This is a genomic window from Sphingopyxis sp. BE259, assembly GCF_031457495.1.
Lineage (GTDB): Bacteria > Pseudomonadota > Alphaproteobacteria > Sphingomonadales > Sphingomonadaceae > Sphingopyxis.
In genome coordinates this window covers 2,008,644-2,025,027 of the sequence record NZ_JAVDWM010000001.1, presented here as the reverse complement: position 1 = coordinate 2,025,027, position 16,384 = coordinate 2,008,644, and the positions used below count along the sequence as shown (strand labels likewise).

Genomic DNA, 16,384 nt, shown 5'->3' with positions numbered 1-16,384 from the left:
CTCAATTCCCCTCCGCAGGTCGCCGTAACTCGACGTCTCCCGCATGGATCAACATGGTCTCGCCGCCGCCCAGGCGCAAGCGGAGCGCGCCGTCCTGGGCCAGACCGTCGAATGTCCCGTCAATGCTTTGTTCGGACACATGCAGCGGCGTCCCGAGCGGATGGGCCAGCGGCAGCCAGGCGCGCACGATGCTCGCCACGCCTTCCTGCCGCCACGTCCACAGCGCGTCGATCATCGCGATGCCCAGCGCGCCGGTGAAATGATCGCGGTCGAGCGCGACGCCTTTGCTCGCCAGCGTTGCGGTCGGTCGATCGGGCAGCTCAGGCGCGGCGACCAGATTGGCCCCGATCCCGATCACCACCGAATTGCCGGTGCGCTCCATCAGGATACCCGCGCATTTCGCGCCGCCCACCAACAGGTCGTTCGGCCATTTCAGCTGCGCGTCGATGTTCGGTGCTAGCGCCGCGACGGTCTTGGCCAGCGCCACCCCGGCGACCAGCGCGAGGCTTGCAGGCGACGGGTCACCGATCGTCAGGTGAACGACGGTCGAGCCCATGAAATTGCCCTGCCCGTCGTTCCAGCCGCGTCCCAGCCGTCCGCGTCCAGCGGTCTGACGATCGGCGATCAGCCAGTGCCCCTCGCCGACCTGCTCGCCGCTGGCCAGCCGCGCCAGCAGGTCGGCATTGGTCGAACCTGTCTGCGCTACCCGCTCGATCGGCGGTATCAGAACAGCACCGCGGCGGCGCTCGCCGAAACGACGGCCAGCACCGGAATGAACAGATAGCCGATGACCGACAGCCACAGCGCGCTGGCGGTAATCACCGCATCCTCGACGATCGCGCCGCCACCGGCAGGGATTTCGGTGTTCGATTTATCGTCAAAATACATCGTCTTGATGATCGCGATATAATAGAATGCGCCGATCACCGACGCGACGATACCGGCAACCGCCAGCGGCACCAAATTGGCATTCACCGCGGCCTCGAACACCAGATATTTCGGCCAGAAGCCGAACAGCGGCGGGATGCCCGCCAGGCTGAACAGGAATACTGCCATCGCTGCCGCCAAGCCGGGGCGGCGCTGCGACAGACCGGCAAGCGCCGGGATGCTTTCGATGTAATTGCCATCGGCATCGCGTAATTGCAGCACGACCACGAAGGCGCCGACCGTCGTCACCACATAGACAAGCAGATAGGTCAGCACGCCCTCAACCCCCGCCTGCGTTCCCGCGGCGAGACCGATCAGCATGAAGCCGACGTTGTTGATCGACGAATAAGCGAGCAAGCGCTTGATATTCTTCTGTCCGATCGCACCGACCGCGCCGAGGATGATCGAGGCGAGCGCGAGGAAGATGATGATCTGTTGCCACGCACCGACCGCAGGCCCCATCGCGTCGATCACGACGCGCGTCATCAGCGCCATCGCCGCCACTTTCGGCGCTGTAGCGAAGAAGGTCGTCACCGGGGTCGGCGCGCCCTCATAGACGTCGGGGGTCCACATGTGGAACGGCACGGCGCTGATCTTGAAACCCAGCCCCGCGAGCACGAACACGATGCCAAAGATCAGCCCGATGTTGAGCTCTCCGCCCATGACCTTGGCGATCCCGGCGAAATCGGTGGTGCCGGTGAAGCCATAGAGCAGCGAAATGCCGTAGAGCAGCATGCCCGACGCCAGCGCGCCGAGGACGAAATATTTCAGCCCCGCCTCGCTCGACCGTTCGTCGGTGCGCATGAAGCTGGCGAGCACATAGGCCGCGAGGCTGTTCAGTTCGAGCCCGACATACAGCGTCATCAGATCGCGCGACGAGGCCATGATGCCCATGCCGAGCGCGGCGAACAGGATCAGCACCGGATATTCGGCGCGCATCCCCCCGTTGAAAAAGCGCGGTGCGATCAGGATGCAGATGAAGCTCGCGGCATAGATCAGCAGCTTGGCAAAGCCGCCGAAGCTGTCGACCGACAATGTGCCGGAAAAAACCGTCGTCTCGATACCGAACAGCGCGACGACGGATGCCGCGGCCGCGGCCAGCGTCAGCAGCGCGCTGAGCTGGTATAGACCGACCTGCCGGTCACCCATGAAGGTGCCGAGCATCAGCGTGATGAGCCCGCCGATCGTCAGGATCAGTTCGGGCCAGATAAGCGCGAGATCGGCGGTCATTGGACGCCTCCCGCATGGCTCGATCCGTGGGCGGTTGCACCTTGCGCCTTGGCGGGCTGCGGATTGCCGGCTGCGAGATGGGCATCGCCCGCAGGCTTAGCCGGAGCGAGGCGCGCGACAACCGTCGTCACGTCACCGCGCATCGGGGCGAGGAAACTCTCGGGATAGACGCCCATCCACAACGCCACGGCGGCCAAAGGCGCCAGGATCGTCCATTCGCGCGCGTTGAGGTCGGGCATTGCCTTTACATCATCCTTGGTCAGTTCGCCGAACACCACGCGGCGGTAGAGGTAAAGCATGTAGGCGGCGCCGAGGATGATCCCGGTGGTGCACACGAACGCGACCCAGCTCGACGCTTCATAAATGCCCGCGAGGCTCAGGAATTCGCCGACGAAACCGCTGGTCCCCGGCAAACCGATCGACGCCATCGTGAACAGCATGAAAAACAGCGCATAGGCCGGCATGTTCACCGCGAGGCCGCCATACCGGTCGATCTCGCGCGTGTGGAGCCGGTCGTAAATCACGCCGACGCAGAAAAAGAGCGCGGCCGACACGACACCATGGCTGAGCATGATGATCAGCGCGCCCTCGATCCCCTGCTGGTTGAACGCGAACAGGCCCGCGGTGACGATCGCCATATGCGCGACCGACGAATAGGCGATCAGCTTCTTCATGTCGCTCTGCGCCAAGGCGACAAGGCTGGTGTACACCACCGCGACCATCGACAGGCCGAACACGATCCACATCAGTTGCGCCGACGCGTCGGGGAACATCGGCATCATGAAACGGATGAAGCCATAGGCGCCGAGCTTCAAGAGCACGCCTGCCAGGATCATCGAGCCCGCCGTCGGCGCTTGGACGTGCGCGTCGGGAAGCCAGGTGTGGACGGGCCACATCGGCATCTTGACCGCGAGGCTGGCGAAGAAGGCGAGCCACAGCCACGTCTGCATTTCGACCGGGAAGTCGTAGTTGAGCAGCGTCGGAATGTCGGTGGTTCCCGCTTCACCGATCATCGCGATCATCGCGACCAGCATCAGCACCGATCCGAGCAGCGTGTAGAGGAAGAACTTATACGCCGCATATTTGCGGTTCGCGCCGCCCCAGATGCCGATGATGAAATACATCGGGATCAATCCGGCTTCGAAAAAGATATAGAACAGCAGCAGATCCTGCGCGCAGAACACGCCGATCATAATCGTTTCCATGATCAGGAACATCGCCATGTAGAGACCGACACGGCTCTTGATCGCGTCCCAACTCGCCAGGATGCAGAGGGGCATCAGGAACACGCTGAGCATGATCAGCATCAGCGCCATGCCGTCGATGCCGAGCGCCCAGCTGAAGCGCCCGAACAGGTCGGCGCGTTCGGTGAACTGCCACTGCGCGCCGCCGATATCGAACCCGGCCCACATCATACAGCCAAGGACGAAGGTGATCAGCGTCGCACCAAGCGCGACCCAGCGCGCCATCTTGTCGCCGACGAACAGGCAGGCGATGGCGGCGACCGCAGGGACCGCCAGCATCAGCGAAAGGATCGGGAAACCGCTCACAGGAACTTCACCATGGCCCAGCTGGCAAGGCCGACAAGCCCGAGCAGCATCACAAACGCATATCCATAAACATAACCCGATTGCAGCCGCACCGCGAGCCGGGTGCCCCCCTGAACGAGCGCCGCCATGCCATCGGGACCGAAGCGATCGATGGTCTGTTCATCGCCGCGCTTCCAGAAGAAGCGGCCGATCGCAAAGGCGGGCTTGACGAAAAGGATGTCGTAGAGCTCGTCGAAATACCATTTGTTGTAGAGGAACTGGTGGAGCAGCTTGAACTGGGCCACGAACCGCGCCGGCAGCGTGGTGTTGCGGATATAGCTGTTCCACGCGAGGAACAGCCCGATCGCCATCACCGTGAACGGCGTCCATTTCACCCACAGCGGGACTTCGTGCGCGTGGTGCATCAACTCGGCGTCGAACGCCAGGCTGCCGTTCCAGAACGCCAGCCCCTCTTCGGGATAGATGAACGGGTGGTGGAACGCGATCCCCGCGAACACCGCGCCGATCGACAACACGACCAGCGGGATCAGCATGCTGATCGGGCTCTCGTGCGGCTGGTAACCTGCGGTGCCGTCGCCCGAAGCGGCATGATGATGATCGTCATGCGCGGTGTGGGCATGCTCGTCATGGCCGTGGCCATGATCGTCGTGCACCGCATGCTGGATATGCTCGCTCTGTTCCCAGCGCGGCTTGCCATAGAAGGTCAGGAAGACGAGGCGCCACGAATAGAAGCTGGTGAGGAAGGCGACAAAAATGCCGACCCAGAAAGCGATGACACCGCCGCCGCCGCTCGCATAAGCCGCCTCGAGGATGCCGTCCTTGGAATAGAAGCCGGCAAAGCCCGCAACGCCCGCGATGCCGACGCCGGTGATCGCCAGCGTGCCGAGCATCATCGCCCAATAGGTGATTGGGATCGATTTCCGCAGATTGCCGTAATAGCGCATGTCCTGTTCGTGATGCATCGCGTGGATGACCGAACCGGCACCAAGGAACAGCAATGCCTTGAAGAAGGCGTGCGTGAACAGGTGGAACATCGCCGCGCCATAAGCGCCCGCGCCCGCAGCGAAAAACATGTACCCGAGCTGTGAACAGGTCGAATAGGCGATGACGCGCTTGATGTCCCACTGCGTTGTCGCGACGGTCGCGGCGAAGAAGCAGGTCGCGGCGCCGACGAACATCACGACGCCCTGCGCGACGTCCGATGTTTCGAACATCGGCGACAGGCGGCACACCATGAACACGCCCGCGGTGACCATCGTCGCGGCGTGGATCAGCGCCGACACCGGGGTCGGGCCTTCCATCGCGTCGGGCAGCCAGGTGTGCAGGCCGAGCTGCGCCGACTTGCCCATCGCGCCGATGAACAGCAGCAGGCAAAGGATCGTCATCGTGTCGAGACGCATGCCCATGAAGCTGATCGTCGAACCCGCCATGCCCGGCGCAGCAGCCAGAATCTCGGGGATCGACACGGTGCCGAAGACGAGGAAGGTGCCGAAGATACCGAGCATGAAGCCAAGATCGCCAACGCGGTTGACGACGAACGCCTTGATCGCCGCGGCATTGGCGCTCGGTTTCTTGTACCAGAAACCGATGAGGAGGTACGACGCAAGGCCGACGCCTTCCCAACCGAAGAACATCTGGACCAGATTGTTCGCGGTCACGAGCATCAGCATCGCGAAGGTGAACAGCGAGAGATAGGCGAAGAAGCGCGGCTGGTCCGGGTCTTCCTCCATATAGCCCCAGCTATACAGGTGGACGAGCGCCGACACCGTTGTGATCACGACGAGCATCACCGCGGTCAGCGCATCGACGCGCAGCTCCCAATTGAACTGCAGCGCGCCCGACGACACCCAGTGCAGCACGGTCACGACCTCGGCCTGACCCGTGCCCATCACATAGGACAGGAAGATCGGCCAGCTGAGCGCCGCGCTGGTGAACAGCGCGCCCGTGGTGATCAGCTTGGCCGCAAAGGGGCCGATGGCCCGCTGGCCGAGCCCTGCGACAAGCGCCGCGAGCAGCGGCAGGAAAACGATCGCCTGAATCACCGGCTTACCCCTTCATCCGGTTGGCGTCATCGACCGCAATGGTGCCGCGGCCGCGGAAATAGATCACAAGAATGGCAAGCCCGATCGCCGCTTCGCCCGCCGCGACGGTCAGCACGAACATCGCGAAAACCTGCCCGACCAGATCGTTCAGCGCGGCGCTGAACGCGACCAGGTTGATGTTCACCGCCAGCAAGATCAGTTCGATCGCCATCAGGATGACGATGATATTCTTGCGGTTGATGAAGATGCCGAGCACGCCGAGCGTGAACAGCACCGCCGAAACGGCAAGATAATGGCCGACCGAAATCATTCGTCCGCTCCAATCACGGTCATCCGAATTCCGTTCGTGTCGAGCGAAGTCGAGACACGCGAGCGCAGCGCCAGACGCATCTCGACTTCGCTCGATGCAAACGGAGTTTGGGGGGCACTAGAAATCACAATTCCATCCCCTGCCCGACGCCCGGATCAACGAGCCGCGTCGCGTCCTGCGGACGGCGCTGATTTTGCAGCGAGATATTCTGCGTGCGTACCCCACCACGCTGGCGATGCGTCAGCACGATCGCGCCGATCATCGCGACGAGCAGCACGATACCCGCCGCCTCGAACAGGAAGATGTAACGCGTGTAGAGCAGCTCGCCGATCTGCTGGATATTGCTCTTGTCGCTGACCGCGGGCGCCGCGCGTGCCGCGAGATCGACCCCACCCGCGCTCCATGCGCCGACCGCGAAGATCAATTCAGCAGCAAGGATGATAGCGACGAGCGCGCCGAGCGGCAGATAGCGTACGAAACCGGCGCGCAGCTCGGCGAAATCGATGTTGAGCATCATCACGACGAACAGGAACAGCACTGCGACCGCACCGACATAGACGATGACCAGCAGCATCGCGATGAACTCGGCCCCCGCGAGCAGCATCAACCCCGCCGCGTTGAAGAAGGCGAGGATCAGCCACATGACGCTGTGCACCGGGTTGCGCGCGAAAATCACCATCGCCGCAGAGGCGATGACGACGGTCGCGAACAGGTAAAAGGCAAAGAGTTGGATCATATGCGCGCGCCCTTATCGATAGGGCGCGTCGGCGGCAAGATTTGCCGCGATCGCGCGTTCCCATTTGTCGCCATTGGCGAGCAGCTTGGCCTTGTCATAGAGCAGCTCTTCGCGCGTTTCGGTCGCATATTCGAAGTTCGGCCCCTCGACCACCGCATCGACCGGGCATGCTTCCTGACAGAAGCCGCAATAGATGCACTTGGTCATGTCAATGTCATACCGCGTCGTGCGGCGCGAGCCGTCTTCGCGCGGTTCGGCCTCAATTGTGATCGCCTGCGCCGGGCACACCGCTTCGCACAGCTTGCACGCGATGCAACGTTCCTCGCCGTTCGGATAACGGCGCAGCGCATGCTCGCCGCGGAAACGCGGGCTCAGCGGGTTCTTCTCGAACGGATAGTTGATCGTCGCCTTCGGCTTGAAGAAATATTTGAGCGTGAGGGCGTGCGCCTTCACAAACTCCCACAAGGTGAAGCTTTTGATCAGATGGGCGATGGTGCTCATTGTTTTGTCTCGGTCGAATTGGAACGGCAAAATCCAGCGGCCTGCTCGAAGCCCAAATCCCGCTCGTCTGTTGCATCATCGCCAATCACAACGAACGTGCTGCGAAGCGCGTTTGCCTGATAAAGCTGCCGAACGACGATTTTCGCATCGGCCGCATCGAAATCCATGCGTCGGATGATCGCATTACCGCGAACTATATCCGGGCCGTTATTTGTCGGAGCGAAACGCTCCATCGTTATTCCGGCTCCGGTTCCGTCAGCGACAAATGCCTTGTCGTCCATCAGCGTCAGGGCAAAAATAGCATTGCCTCCTTTCGCTTGAACGACGTCGCAATTCATCACCTGAACCGAACCGGACCATGGCGTCACCGAGTGAACAGGAGAAGCGGCGGCTTGCAGAGCCAACAAAGATGTTATGGCCAAAATCATCCATACCTCGTCAGCATCAGCCAGCCCGAGATCAGGAAGATCCAGATCAGCGAAATCGGCAGGAAGACTTTCCAGCCAAGGCGCATCAGCTGATCATAGCGGTAGCGCGGCACGGTCGCCTTCACCCAGCTGAAGATGAAGAAGAAAAGCAGGATCTTGGCGAAAAGCCAGATGATCCCGGGAATGTCGAACCACGGGATCAGGTCGATGTTGAGCGGCGGCAGCCAGCCGCCCCAGAACAGCACCGCGTTCAGCGTCGCCATCAGCAGGACGTTGGCATATTCGCCAAGCCAGAAGAGCGCGAAGCTCATCGACGAATATTCGGTCTGGTAACCCGCGACGAGCTCCGATTCCGCTTCGGTAAGGTCGAACGGCGCGCGCGCAGTTTCGGCGAGCGACGAGATCAGGAACATCACCGCGAGCGGGAACAGCAGCAGGTTGAAGCCGAAGGCATTGACGATGCCGAGCCCGTGGCCCTGCTGCGCTTTCACGATCTCGTTCATGTTGAAGCTGTCGGCGAACAGCACGACGCCGATCAGGATGAACCCGATCGAGACTTCATAGGAGATCATCTGCGCCGAGGCGCGCATTGCCGAGAAGAAGGGATATTTCGAGTTCGACGCCCAACCCGACAGGATCACGCCATACACGCCGAGCGACGAAATCGCGAGGATGTAGAGCAATCCGACGTTGATGTCGGCCAGCACCGCGCCCGAATTGAACGGGATCACTGCCCACGCCAGCAACGCGACGGTGAAGGTGATGATCGGCGCGATGAGGAACAACCCGCGGTTCGCACCGGTCGGGATGATCGTTTCCTGCAGGAACACTTTCAGACCGTCGGCGAAGCTCTGCAACAGACCGAACGGACCGACCACGTTAGGACCGCGGCGGAGCGCAATCGCCGCCCAAATCTTGCGATCGGCATAAATGATCATCGCGACCGCCAGCATCAGCGGCAGCGCGATCAACAGGATGCCCGCAATCGTCGCGACGCCCCACGCCCAATTCGGGTCCATGCCCCACGAGATGAAGGTCTCGGTCATTTACCGGTCCCGTCCTGATTTCGCCAGCCGTTATGCGGGCCGGGCTTGTTCGACTTGCCGCGCGGATTAAAGCCGCGCCACACGGCGAAGCTCATTCCCGCCAGCAGCACGCTGGCAATGGCATGTACCGGGGTCATTCCGCAGCCTCCGCAAAGTCTGCGCCATGGATCAGCTCGTCCGAGCAGCGCTGCATCGTCGGCGACGCGCGGCAGATGGCGTTGGTGAGGTAGAAATCCTTGATCGGCGACGGAATTGCGTGCGCCTCGGGTTTGGCGGGCAGCTTCGGCGCCGCCCAGCCATAATCGGCCAGCCGTTCAACGCCGAGCGCCGGGACCGCCGCAATCATCGCCGTGCGGCATGCGTCGAAGCTGTCGAAGCCGACCGACACGCCCAGCGCATCGGCGAGCGCCCGGAAAATGCTCCAGTCCTCGCGCGCGTCACCCGGTGCGAACACCGCCTTCTCGCTGCGCTGTACCCGGCCCTCGGTGTTGACCGTGGTGAAATCCTTTTCGGGCCAAGCCGCTGCGGGCAGGATGACATCGGCGGCGTGCGCGCCCTTATCGCCATGATGGCCGACATAGACCTTCAGCGTCTTGGCAAAGCCGACGAAGTCTACTTCGTCGGCGCCCAGGAAGAACGCGACCTTGGGTTTCGCCGCGACGATATCCCTGATCCCGCCGGGCTGCGCATAGCCGAGCATCAGCCCACCCATGCGGCTCGCCGCCATATGGACGACCGAAAAGCCGTTCCAGCCATCTTTGACCGCGTTCACCGACTTGGCAAGCGCGAGCGCCGCACCATGGACGCCGGGAACCGCAAGCCCGCCCCCGCCGATGATGATCAGCGGGCGTTCGGCACCCTTCAGCGCGTCGAGCGCCGGCGCGGGCAGCTTTACGACGAGCGATGCGTCGTCGCCGAGCCAGTTGACCTTGTACGTCTGGTCCTTCTCGGGACCGATCGCAAAGACCTTCGCGCCCTTTTTCCACACCGCCTTGCGGACGCGCGTGTTGATCAGCGGCGCTTCCCAGCGCAAATTGGTCCCGACCAGCAGGATCACATCGGCATTCTCGGCCTCGGCAATGCCGGTGTTGAAATTGACCGCTGACAGGCTGGTGACGTCATAGTCGAGCCCGGTCTGGCGTCCTTCGAGCAAGGTCGAACCGAGCGCACCGACCAGTGCCTTCGCGGCAAACATCGTCTCGCAATCGGCCATGTCGCCCGCGATCGCCGCGACTGATTTTCCCGCCTTCACGGCCTTGATCACGTCGAACGCTTCGGCCCATGTTGCTTCGACCAGCTGGCCGTCACGACGCACATAGGGGCGGTCGAGGCGGCGGCGGGTCAGGCCGTCGACATGGTGGCGGGTCTTGTCGCTCGCCCATTCTTCGTTCACGTCATCGTTGATCCGCGGCAGCACGCGCAGCACCTGGCGCCCGCGCGCGTCGATCCGCACATTCGTGCCGACCGCGTCCATCATGTCGATGCCCAGCGTCTTGGTGAGCTCCCACGGGCGTGCTTCGAACGCATAGGGCTTGCTGGTCAGCGCCCCGACTGGGCACAGATCGACGACATTGCCCGACAACTCGCTCGCGACCGCGCGTTCCAGATACGACGTGATCTGCATATTCTCGCCGCGTCCAATCGCGCCGATGTCTTCGACGCCCGCGACTTCCTCGGCAAAGCGGACGCAGCGCGTGCACTGGATGCAGCGGGTCATCACCGTCTTGACGATCGGACCCATATATTTTTCGGTAACCGCGCGCTTGTTCTCGTCATAGCGCGTCGCGCCGCGGCCATAGGCGACCGACTGGTCTTGCAAGTCGCATTCGCCGCCCTGATCACAGATCGGGCAATCGAGCGGATGGTTGATGAGCAGGAATTCCATCACGCCCTCGCGTGCCTTCTTCACCATCGGGCTGTCGGTCTTGATGATCTGCCCCTCAGCCGTCGGCAGCGCGCACGACGCCTGCGGCTTCGGCGGACCGGGGGCAACCTCGACGAGGCACATGCGGCAATTGCCGGCGATCGACAGGCGTTCGTGATAGCAGAAACGCGGAATTTCCTTCCCCGCCAGCTCGCACGCCTGCAAGACGGTGGCGCCCTGAGGGACGTCGATTTCTACGCCATCTACGGTAACTTTGGGCATGAATCAGCTTTCCTGCGCCGCCAGCAGTCGGAAGGTGGCGGTGGCGACGATGGAGCGGAGCCCGGCAACGCTCGTTTCCAGCTTCGCCTCGCGGCTGCACAGCTGAACCGCGGGCTGCAGTTTGGTGGCAACCTGCATTTCGCTTGTCGATCCGGGTGCGGTTGCGAACAGTGCGGCGACATCGTCGGGGGTTGACCGCGCGACGCACATCGCGATCTTGTCCGACGGGGCAAAGGTCGGCGCGTCCTTGCCCGATGCCGCTTTGGCCAGTCGAGCGTTGAGCGGCGCAGTGTTCCGCGCGATCATCGCCTCTGCCAGCGCAGCAGCCATCGACAGGTTCGACCCCGACATGCGACCGCGCAGGCCGACGCGGGTGGCGCAGCCTTCATTGGCGCGGGCCAAGTTTTTCAGTCCATTGCGATATTCGCTCGTGCGGAAATCCCTCGTCAGGACATCGGCGACTTTGTCAGGGCTGCTGTCCGCAACGCAGGTGGCAAAGCGCGCCATCGTCAACCGTGCCTCCGGATCGGCTTTGGAAATCACGCCGTCCTGTTCGCGCTCTGGATCGGGCCATGGGGTTGGCGTATTGTCCATCCGGACGGGCGCCTCGGCGGCCTGTGCCGAGAGCATCAAAGCAAGAGCAAAAGCGATCATTCCGCTGCCTCCATAACACCGCCATTATCGCGAATACGTCGCTCCAGCTCAGGGCGGAAATGCTTGATCAATCCCTGGATTGGCCATGCCGCCGCGTCGCCCAGCGCGCAGATGGTGTGGCCTTCGACCTGCTTGGTGACGTCGAACAGCGTGTCGATTTCGCTGATATCGGCATCGCCGGTGCGCAGCCGCTCCATCACGCGCCACATCCAGCCAGTGCCTTCGCGGCACGGGGTGCACTGGCCGCAGCTTTCATGCTTGTAGAAATAGCTGATGCGGCTGATCGCCTGAACGACGTCGGTCGACTTGTCCATCACGATGGCGGCCGCGGTGCCGAGCCCAGATCCGACCGCTTTCAGCCCGTCGAAATCCATCGGGCAATCCATGATCTCTGCTGCCGGAACCAGCGGCACCGACGACCCGCCGGGGATCACCGCGAGCAGATTGTCCCAGCCGCCGCGGATGCCGCCACAATGCTTGTCGATCAGCTCGCGGAAGGGGATGCTCATCTCTTCCTCGACGACGCACGGCGTGTTCACATGGCCGCTGATCTGGAACAGCTTGGTGCCTTTGTTATTCTCGCGCCCAAAGGACGAGAACCAAGGCGCGCCCCGGCGCAGGATCGTCGGGACGACCGCGATGCTCTCGACGTTGTTGACCGTGGTCGGGCAGCCATAAAGGCCCGCACCCGCCGGAAACGGCGGTTTCAGACGCGGCTGGCCCTTCTTGCCCTCCAGGCTTTCGATCATCGCGGTTTCTTCGCCGCAGATATAGGCGCCGGCGCCGCGGTGGACAAAGACGTCGAAATCATAGCCCGACTTCGCCGCATTCTTGCCGAGCAGACCGGCGTCATACGCCTCCTGAACCGCCGCGAACAACGTCTCGGCCTCGCGGATGAATTCGCCGCGAATATAGATATACGCGGCGCGCGCGCGCATCGCGAAACCCGCGATCAGCGCGCCTTCGATCAGCTTGTGCGGATCGTGGCGGATGATTTCGCGGTCCTTGCACGACCCCGGCTCGGATTCGTCGGCGTTAATGACCAGGAAGCTCGGGCGGTCGGCGCGCGGCTCCTTCGGCATGAACGACCATTTCAGACCGGTCGGGAAACCCGCGCCGCCGCGGCCGCGCAGCCCCGACGCCTTGATCTCCTCGATGATCGCGTCCTGGCCGCGCTTCATCAGGTCCTTGGTCTTGTCCCAATCGCCGCGCATCTGCGCCGACTTCAGGTTCCACGGCTGGAAGCCATAGATGTTGGTGAAGATGCGGTCCTTGTCCTGAAGGCTCATGTCACCACTCCTTCCGATAGTCGTGGTTGGCCTTCACCATTTCCTTCAGCGTCGTCGGACCACCCTCGGGTTCGCTCGTGTGACGGCCCGCGATCTGCGTCCCCGCTTTCGGCGTCTCGCCCGCCGCCAGCGCGTCAAGGATCGCGGCCATGCGGTCGAAATCCAGATCTTCGTAGTTATCGTCGTTGATCTGGACCATCGGCGCGTTGGTGCAGGTGCCCATGCACTCGACCTCGGTCAGCGTGAACAGGCCGTCGGGCGTCGTCTTGCCCTTCACCATGCCGCGATTCTTGCACGCGGCCATCACATCGTCCGACCCGCGCAGCAGGCACGGCGTCGTGCCGCAGACCTGAACATGATAGCGCCCGACCGGCGCCAGATTATACATCGTGTAAAACGACGCGACCTCATAGGCGCGCATGAACGGCATATCGAGCTGCGCCGCGACATATTCGATCACCGGCACGGGCAGCCAGCCCTGCGTCTGCGTCTCGGCCCCGACCTGCCGCTGGGCCAGGTCGAGCAACGGCATCACCGCCGAACGCTGGCGCCCTGCGGGATAGCGCGCGATAACCGCCTTCGCCTTTTCGGCATTCTCCGCCGTCCACGCAAAAGCGCCCCAGCGCGCGCGGGTTTCGGCTTCGTCGGGGATTTGGGGTGCGTCAGCCATGCGATCCGACCTTTGTGGGCAAATTCCGGCCAGCGAGCAGCAGCGCGCATGCCGCTGTCAAAACGACGAGAGGTTCCATAATCCACCAATTGAGTAGGTCGCCGACCGGATAGGCGATCAACCCCGCAACAGCCCCCAACCAGAGCATCTCGAGCGACGACGGCGTCACCGGTCGCACTCCCCGAACACCACGTCAATGGCGCCGATGATCGCGGTCGTGTCGGCGAGCATGTGGCCCTTCGACATCATGTCCATCGCCTGCAAATGCGAAAACGCCGTTGGGCGGATCTTGCAGCGGTACGGCTTGTTGGTGCCGTCGCTGACCAGATAGACGCCGAATTCGCCCTTCGGGCTTTCAGTCGCCACGTAAACTTCGCCCGCCGGGACATGGAAGCCCTCGGTATAGAGCTTGAAATGATGGATCAGCGATTCCATCGACTGCTTCATCTCGCCGCGCTTCGGCGGCACGACCTTGCGGTCGAGGCTGGCGATCGGGCCGGTGGGCATGTCGCGCAGGCACTGTTTGATGATCTTCGCCGACTGATAGACTTCCTCGACGCGGACCATGAAGCGGTCATAGCAATCGCCGCGCGTGCCGACGGGAATGTCGAATTCCATCGCAGCATAGGCGTCATAAGGCTGCGACTTGCGCAAATCCCATGCGATGCCGCTGCCGCGGATCATCGGGCCGGAGAAGCCCCACGCCAGCGCGTCTTCCTTGCTCACCGTCGCGATATCGACGTTGCGCTGTTTGAAGATGCGGTTGTCGATGACGAGGCTCATCGCGTCGCCGAACAGCTTCGGCAGGCGCGTTTCGACCCATTCGCCGATGTCGACGAGCAATTTTTCGGGGACATCCTGATGGATGCCGCCGGGACGGAAGTAGGCGCTGTGCATCCGCGCACCCGAGGCGCGTTCGAAGAAGTTGAGGCAATCCTCGCGCAGCTCGAACACCCACAGGTTCGGGGTCATCGCGCCGACATCCATGACGTGCGACCCGATATTGAGCATATGGTTGCAGATGCGCGTCAGTTCGGCGAACATCGTGCGCAGATATTGCGCGCGCGCCGGGACTTCGAGGTCGAGCAGCTTTTCGATCGCGAGCACATAGCTGTGCTCCATGCCGAGCGGCGAGCAATAGTCGAGCCGGTCGAAATAAGGCAGCGCCTGAAGATAGGTCTTATATTCGATCAGCTTTTCGGTGCCGCGATGCAGCAGCCCGACATGCGGATCGACGCGTTCGATGATCTCGCCATCGAGTTCGAGCACCAGCCGCAGCACGCCGTGCGCCGCCGGATGCTGCGGACCGAAGTTGATCGTGTAGTTGGTGACCGCCTGATCGCCCGCGGTATTTGCGGTGTCGACCGGATAGCCTTCGAACATGTCGCCGCCGTGGTGGCGGATCGTTGGGGTGTCGGTCATGCGTCACCTCCCGTCTTGGGCTTGCGCGGCGCGCGCGGCTTGGCGGGCGCTTTTTCAGCTTTGGTCGTCGCGGGCGTTTTCGCTTCCTTGGTCGCAACCTTCGATTTCGCGCCGTCGCGGCTCGTTTTCGACGCCGCCTTGTTCACCTTGGCGCCCGCTCCCGTTTGTGCGGGGCTGTCGGTCGTCTTGGGGGTCGGCGGCGGCGAAGCCTTCGCCTTGTCGTCGGACGACTTCACTTCCTTCGCAGTCATTGGCGTGGGCGCGCCCTTGCCCGGCGCTTCGCCCGTGCCGCCGGCCTTTTCATCGCCCGGCAGCACATAGTCGGCGCCTTCCCATGGGGACAGGAAGTCGAAGTTGCGGAAATCCTGCGCCAGCTTCACCGGCTCGTATACGACGCGCTTGTCCTCTTCGCTGTATCGCAGCTCGGTATAGCCGGTCAGCGGGAAATCCTTGCGTTGCGGATGGCCCTGAAAACCATAGTCGGTCAGGATGCGGCGGAGGTCAGAATTGCCCGCGAACAGCACACCATACATGTCGAACACTTCGCGCTCGAGCCAGCCCGCGACGGGCCACACGGGCACGATACTCGGCACGGGCGTCGCCTCGTCGGTCGACACACGGACGCGCAGGCGGTGGTTCCGCGTAACGCTGAGCAGATGATAGACGACCTCGAACCGCTCGGCACGGTCGGGATAGTCGACCCCGGCGATCTCCATCAGCTGCTGATATTCCAGATTATCGCGCAGCGCGATCATCACCCCGGCAATCGCGGTGCGATCAACGGTGATGCTGTCTTCGTCGGCAGCGAAATCATGCGCGAGCAGATCGGTGCCGAGCAGCTGCTTCAGCTCAGCCGCCAGCGTCGCGCGCGGCGCAATCAGGGGAGCGGCGTGGGCCATCAGCGTTCAATCGTCCCGGTGCGGCGGATCTTCCGCTGCAATTGCATCACGCCATAAAGCAAGGCTTCGGCGGTCGGCGGACAACCGGGGACATAGATGTCGACCGGCACAATGCGGTCACAACCGCGCACCACCGAATAGCTGTAGTGATAATAGCCGCCGCCGTTGGCGCAGCTACCCATCGAGATGACATATTTCGGGTTCGACATCTGGTCGTAAACGCGGCGCAGCGCCGGGGCCATCTTGTTGCACAGCGTCCCCGCTACGATCATCACGTCGCTCTGGCGTGGCGATGCGCGCGGCGCGGCGCCGAAACGCTCCATGTCGTACCGCGGCATGTTGACGTGAATCATCTCGACCGCGCAGCATGCGAGACCAAAGGTCATCCACCACAGCGACCCAGTACGCGCCCAGTTGAACAGATCCTCGGTCGAGGTGACGAGAAAGCCCTTGTCGCCGACCTCGCTGTTGAGATCGTCGAAAAAGCTCTGGTCCGGGTTGGTTCCCGGAGCGACAGGGCTTGCAACCGGCATC

The 16,384-nt window shown here is 62.7% G+C and carries 17 protein-coding genes; all 17 read right to left on the bottom strand.

The annotated features are described in order from the left end of the window. Position 1: 1 nt before the first annotated feature. A complete protein-coding gene (locus J2X44_RS09835) occupies positions 2 to 802 on the bottom strand; it encodes a biotin--[acetyl-CoA-carboxylase] ligase (protein ID WP_310089426.1) in 801 nt (266 codons plus the stop codon). Then, positions 724 to 2,157 (bottom strand): NADH-quinone oxidoreductase subunit NuoN, encoded by a 1,434-nt coding sequence (gene nuoN / locus J2X44_RS09830; RefSeq protein ID WP_310089427.1) that lies wholly within the window; start codon positions 2,155 to 2,157, stop codon positions 724 to 726. Before nuoN ends, J2X44_RS09835 begins: the two co-directional genes overlap by 79 nt. Next, positions 2,154 to 3,707, bottom strand: coding sequence for an NADH-quinone oxidoreductase subunit M (locus J2X44_RS09825; protein ID WP_310089429.1), 1,554 nt, complete (start codon positions 3,705 to 3,707; stop codon positions 2,154 to 2,156). The genes nuoN and J2X44_RS09825 overlap by 4 nt, the downstream gene beginning before the upstream one ends. Beyond that, the gene (nuoL, locus tag J2X44_RS09820) at positions 3,704 to 5,749 is read right to left on the bottom strand and encodes an NADH-quinone oxidoreductase subunit L (protein WP_310089430.1); all 2,046 of its coding nucleotides are present in this window, start codon (positions 5,747 to 5,749) and stop codon (positions 3,704 to 3,706) included. The genes J2X44_RS09825 and nuoL overlap by 4 nt, the downstream gene beginning before the upstream one ends. A 4-nt stretch (positions 5,750 to 5,753) precedes the next feature. Further along, on the bottom strand, positions 5,754 to 6,059 hold the full coding sequence (nuoK, locus tag J2X44_RS09815) for an NADH-quinone oxidoreductase subunit NuoK (RefSeq protein WP_260583119.1): 306 nt from the start codon (positions 6,057 to 6,059) through the stop codon (positions 5,754 to 5,756). A 124-nt stretch (positions 6,060 to 6,183) separates the two neighbouring features. Beyond that, positions 6,184 to 6,795, bottom strand: coding sequence for an NADH-quinone oxidoreductase subunit J (locus J2X44_RS09810; protein ID WP_310089431.1), 612 nt, complete (start codon positions 6,793 to 6,795; stop codon positions 6,184 to 6,186). A 12-nt stretch (positions 6,796 to 6,807) separates the two neighbouring features. Continuing rightward, entirely contained in the window at positions 6,808 to 7,296 is a 489-nt protein-coding gene (nuoI, locus tag J2X44_RS09805; protein ID WP_310089433.1) for an NADH-quinone oxidoreductase subunit NuoI, read from the bottom strand. Then, positions 7,293 to 7,724 (bottom strand): hypothetical protein, encoded by a 432-nt coding sequence (locus tag J2X44_RS09800; protein WP_310089434.1) that lies wholly within the window; start codon positions 7,722 to 7,724, stop codon positions 7,293 to 7,295. The genes nuoI and J2X44_RS09800 overlap by 4 nt, the downstream gene beginning before the upstream one ends. Further along, the gene (gene nuoH, locus J2X44_RS09795; protein WP_310089435.1) at positions 7,721 to 8,770 is read right to left on the bottom strand and encodes an NADH-quinone oxidoreductase subunit NuoH; all 1,050 of its coding nucleotides are present in this window, start codon (positions 8,768 to 8,770) and stop codon (positions 7,721 to 7,723) included. The genes J2X44_RS09800 and nuoH overlap by 4 nt, the downstream gene beginning before the upstream one ends. Continuing rightward, a complete protein-coding gene (locus tag J2X44_RS09790) occupies positions 8,767 to 8,907 on the bottom strand; it encodes a hypothetical protein (RefSeq protein ID WP_310089436.1) in 141 nt (46 codons plus the stop codon). Before J2X44_RS09790 ends, nuoH begins: the two co-directional genes overlap by 4 nt. Beyond that, positions 8,904 to 10,916, bottom strand: coding sequence for an NADH-quinone oxidoreductase subunit NuoG (nuoG, locus tag J2X44_RS09785; RefSeq protein WP_310089438.1), 2,013 nt, complete (start codon positions 10,914 to 10,916; stop codon positions 8,904 to 8,906). The genes J2X44_RS09790 and nuoG overlap by 4 nt, the downstream gene beginning before the upstream one ends. Before the next feature lie 3 nt (positions 10,917 to 10,919). Next, on the bottom strand, positions 10,920 to 11,570 hold the full coding sequence (locus J2X44_RS09780; RefSeq protein ID WP_310089439.1) for a hypothetical protein: 651 nt from the start codon (positions 11,568 to 11,570) through the stop codon (positions 10,920 to 10,922). Next, positions 11,567 to 12,859, bottom strand: coding sequence for an NADH-quinone oxidoreductase subunit NuoF (gene nuoF, locus J2X44_RS09775; RefSeq protein WP_310089440.1), 1,293 nt, complete (start codon positions 12,857 to 12,859; stop codon positions 11,567 to 11,569). Before nuoF ends, J2X44_RS09780 begins: the two co-directional genes overlap by 4 nt. A 1-nt stretch (position 12,860) precedes the next feature. Then, on the bottom strand, positions 12,861 to 13,529 hold the full coding sequence (locus tag J2X44_RS09770; protein ID WP_310089441.1) for an NAD(P)H-dependent oxidoreductase subunit E: 669 nt from the start codon (positions 13,527 to 13,529) through the stop codon (positions 12,861 to 12,863). A gap of 165 nt (positions 13,530 to 13,694) precedes the next feature. Beyond that, a complete protein-coding gene (locus J2X44_RS09765) occupies positions 13,695 to 14,912 on the bottom strand; it encodes an NADH-quinone oxidoreductase subunit D (protein ID WP_310089481.1) in 1,218 nt (405 codons plus the stop codon). A 35-nt stretch (positions 14,913 to 14,947) separates the two neighbouring features. Then, a complete protein-coding gene (locus tag J2X44_RS09760; protein WP_310089442.1) occupies positions 14,948 to 15,850 on the bottom strand; it encodes an NADH-quinone oxidoreductase subunit C in 903 nt (300 codons plus the stop codon). After that, complete coding sequence (locus tag J2X44_RS09755) at positions 15,850 to 16,383, bottom strand: NADH-quinone oxidoreductase subunit B family protein (protein ID WP_310089483.1); 534 nt, start codon at positions 16,381 to 16,383, stop codon at positions 15,850 to 15,852. Before J2X44_RS09755 ends, J2X44_RS09760 begins: the two co-directional genes overlap by 1 nt. Position 16,384: the final 1 nt, after the last annotated feature.